At 59.3% G+C, this 4,197-nt stretch carries 2 protein-coding genes; both read right to left on the bottom strand.

The genetic code is table 11. The annotated features are described in order from the left end of the window. Positions 1-449: 449 nt before the first annotated feature. The gene (locus P4L78_RS01135) at positions 450-2,147 is read right to left on the bottom strand and encodes a reverse transcriptase domain-containing protein (protein WP_309326394.1); all 1,698 of its coding nucleotides are present in this window, start codon (positions 2,145-2,147) and stop codon (positions 450-452) included. Then, positions 2,126-4,197: hypothetical protein (locus P4L78_RS01130; RefSeq protein ID WP_309326392.1), on the bottom strand; the 2,072-nt coding region annotated here is incomplete at its 5' end. The genes P4L78_RS01130 and P4L78_RS01135, both read right to left, overlap by 22 nt.

The raw sequence follows: 4,197 nt of genomic DNA, 5'->3' as shown, positions 1-4,197 counted from the left end.
GTGCTTAAGCTGAGCCTGGTGAATATCAGTCTCGGAGGGGTAGTCAACTGGGCTAAAGCGGAGCAGCTCGGCATCAACATCGGGAGTCGTAACCCCACGAGTCACATGCGAGTGTACAGCCCGCGCTGTCGCACCATCCTCAATCTCAGCGCCGGCTGTGGCACTCGTGTCCTTGACAGCACGAAATCGGGATTTGCCCATCGACTAAACATATCGGCTACGAAGTGCACCTGTCCAGGTACATGGTGGATCTCAAAATTATATCGACCCATGGTAACACGCCAGCGTTCTACACGGTCAGCCGCTGGTTTCGAAGCACAAGGCCCTTCTGCCTTGGGGTCAAACAGGAAAACGAGGTTGTTGTGATCAGTAAAGATATGCAACTTCGCAGCCCGTGAGACGAGAAACTCCGTTCGCTCGCACGTGGCAAGCAACCCGTAGCCCTCCTTCTATGTGGTTGTCCAACGAGAGCTAGAATCTCGGAAGGAGCCACTGATGAACGCCAGTGGTGTGTGCTGCTGCGCTGCCACGGGCAGGCGCAGTTGGTCCTCCCATGTCTGGGTAACCAAGCCAGCGTAATGGTGGTGACAGGCGTCACTCCACACACACGTCACTTTCGCGTCATCGGGGAAACCCAGCGTTACTGTGTTCGCCACACTGTAGCACACGCGCTCAAAAGCAGCGTCTTGCTCTGCCCCCCAACCGCATGCGCTGTGCAAGGGAAGGTTTTTGGGCTGTCGAATGCGGTTCACGCGTGCGTACCGCAAACCTTGTGTTAAGGTCGCCTGCAGTGGCTCGACAACTTCGGAAAACTGTGGTATGCTCAGGCGGAGCCAATTCACAGTTGCCAAGTAAGAGCGTAACTCACCGAGTGTGGAGGGCTTGCCCATCCGCAGCACGGTGTCAATGTACGTTTGGTCAAACTTAGCGCCTTCGCGCGTCAGTACACGACCGCAGTACTTCAGTTCTCGCGCATAGAACGTGGTCTTTTTGGCAGAGATTTTCAAGCCGCGCGCGTGCAGCCGCTCGAGCCCTAGCCTCCAGTTCTCAACAAACTCACTCGGCGTCTTGCCAAAGATGAGAATGTCGTCCATGTACACCACACAGATACGCTCGACATAATCGCCTAGCGCCTCTACCATGCAGGCTTGGAAATGCGCAGCCGCGTTCCGGGAGCCGGGCACAAGCCGCAGTGACTTGTATAACCGTGGTCCCGTCTGGAACTTGTAGTACTCTTGGCTCTCCTCATCGAGAGGCAGTTGCCAGTACCCGTCAGACAAGTCCAGCGCGCCAAACATAGTCGCACCGCGAATCACCGTGAGCAGCGTCTCAAGCTTAATGAGGGGAAACTGCACAGGCTTCGTGTACAAGTTGGGGCGGCGATAGTTCACCACAAGGCGATAACGTCGCATCAGCTCGGTGTCCTGCGTGGCACCCGGCTTCAACACCGCAAACCCTGGGCTTGTCCAGCGGGACGCGCCACAGGTTGCGATGTGCCCATACTCGCACATTTGCGACAATTTGCGTTCGAGAAACTCCCGCTCATCCGGCGTGAATGCGCGGTTGTGTTGGCTCTTCATCCCCTCGATGCCCGGCTCCATATCAATGTGAATGGGCGCGAACTTCGCAGGCGGATCGTTGGTGGGTGCCACACGGAACGCGTCAAACAGCGAACCGAGGACCACCGAGCGCAACTTCTCTACGTCCGCAGGTGGCAAGCCCTCTTTGGCCGCTGATAACAGCAGGTCATTGAGTGCGACTCGGAGGCGCACCTCGTCAGGATTGTACGGCTCTACACTAGGGGGCAGGTTGTCGGGCTCAACGTTTGGATCGAGTTCGTTGACAAGACGCCGCATGCGCCAAGCCACATCACTCGGTGAGTGATCCGAGTCCAAGTCGCCAAACATCGCATTCTCGCGTGAGGAATCATCCTCGTCCACAGCGATAGCGGTCCGCCTTGCATCACAGCGTGAGCGCAGCAGTTGTTCGACGTCAATGCCCAGCTGTTCCCGCATCGTGCTTTCGCCGATCAGAACCTCGGTAGGCGACAACCCTTCCACAACGTGCAGACGAAGACCAGGCACGGTCAACGTCTCACGCGTTTTCATACGCAACTTCACATCCATCACGAGCAAATAGGTGGCCATGAGGCACGCGCCATTCGCCGTGTGAACGCGCATCGGCGTTGCGAGTGCGGTGAACTCCACTCCCGCCTTCCCTTGAGGGGGGCAACGAGAGTGTCCGCAATGAAAGTGTGCGTGGCCCCAGAGTCCAACGCGAAGGGAATCGTGAGGAGGGGCGTAGTCAGTGTACCATGCACGTGCACGCCCGACTTGTAGGCCACCGCCTCCTCCACCTCTACCGCGCCGTGCGCAGGCCTGGGTGTATCGCACCTCGGTGCAGACACTGCCTCTGTTCCCACCAGCGTGATGGTAGGCTTTTTCGCCACCTTCTTGGGCCGCGGGCCCTCAGGTGCTACTACTGCCGCAGTTGCGTGTGTCTCTGCACCCCCTTTGGTTTCGCGTGAAACAGTACAAAGGGACGTGGTTTTCATTTTTTTCTTCCCTTTGGTCCGCGTGGACTTGGGTGACTCTGATTCAGCTGGCGCCGAGCGCACAGCAGCAGAGTCCTTGCCGCGAAATTCGCGACGCTTCTTGAGGATGCGTGCACGATCCGCCGCAGTGGCAGTCTTGCATTCTCTCAAGGTGTGCGGTCCCTTGCAGAACCAGCACGAGCGAGGGGTCCCAGGCGTAGTGGGCATGACGACGCGCACCTTGCCAGCGGGCTCGGGAGCGTCTGAGTCATCGCCATCACTGTCCTCGCTTGCAGCCAGCGTCACAGTGCGCTTGGCTGCAGCAGCCGGTGGGGCTGACTTTGGAGTGTGCACCTGCGGGGTGCCCACACCCTTCGGCATACTGAGTTGTATGCCGGTGTAGAGGACGGCGTTGTCCGGCTGGTTGAGCTCGTATAGAAACTCGTCCACCGATGACCACGAACGCTGCATAGCGCGGTGCTCCCACTCGACCTTGTAGGCCGGAGGGGTGAGTTTGGCAATCAAACCGGTGATCACCTTCTTCACAGCCGCGCCAGTGGCAAGCGTGTCAGGACCGTACTTGTCCAACAGCGTGTTGAAGTCCGCAGTGAACAACAACAGCGTGTCGCTGTACTCCCGGTTCCTCCACTTCCAATCCAGCAAGTGCTGGATGTCCTTCAGCAGATTGAAGACCGCGGTCTGACCCTTCTCAGCCGGGCGATCATGTATCCACTTCAGGAGTGCGTTGAACTGCACGTCCCACTCACCACCCGTGGGGTAGGCGCCATCAGCCGTGTAGCACAGCTGGGCGAGTGTGGAACGGCCAGAGGGCTCCAAGAGTGCCCTCAGCTTGGCGTGTCCGCCAGCACTCAAGGCGAGAGTGCCGTCGTACAGCGCAAGCTTGCCGGGGTAGCGAGTCCCGACAACCATGTTGGACAGACCCTTGTAACAGGACGCAGACAGCTGGCCTTGCACAGGAGCCCGCGGGGCCCCAAGCGTGGCGAGCTGCGTCAGGAATCTGGTCCAAGCCGGCCAAAACACCATCACTGCCTCCTTGGTGAGGAAGTCGAGGATGGGGCCGTCGCTCTGCCGCACGGGCAGCATGTGAACGACGGGAGCCGGCGCCGCGCGATGGTGGCCTGAGACGAGAGCCGCGGGCTCGTCATCTTCAAGACCCTCAATCAGGACTCGGACCAGGTCAGAGGTTTGACCCGGACGCTTCGCCATCGCGGCGTTGAGCAGGCCCTCAAAGCGTGCCACAGTGGCCTCGTGTTGCGCAGTGAGTAGAGCCTTCATCGCCTCGGTGAGGCCTCCAGCGGGAGGGCCAGAGAGCGTGGCGGTTACGTCGGTTACGTCCTCGTCGTCTTCGTCGTCAGAGGAGTTTTCGCTGCCGCCTTCCTCAGCGCCCTCGTCGCCACCCTCGTGGGTTTCTTTGGCTTCTTCCTCAGGCGCCGCAGCGGTGGCCGGGGTCTGGACGAGGCCGGCGTTGGCCTCATCAGCATGAGGTGACGCAGGGGATTCCGCCGCCGCCTCCACGTTGTCGTCCTCCTTCGCCTTAACGATGCGTTTACGAGAAGAACCTTTAGCCATGATGTTGGGGATCACGACAGCAGTATCGATACTGTTGATATGAAAGCGCAGGTAACGTGTCCGGAATTGGATTG

The sequence above is a fragment of the Silvimonas sp. genome (assembly GCF_031291215.1).
In the GTDB taxonomy this organism is placed as follows: domain Bacteria; phylum Pseudomonadota; class Gammaproteobacteria; order Burkholderiales; family Chitinibacteraceae; genus Silvimonas; species Silvimonas soli.
This window is presented reverse-complemented; position numbering and strand designations above follow the sequence as displayed.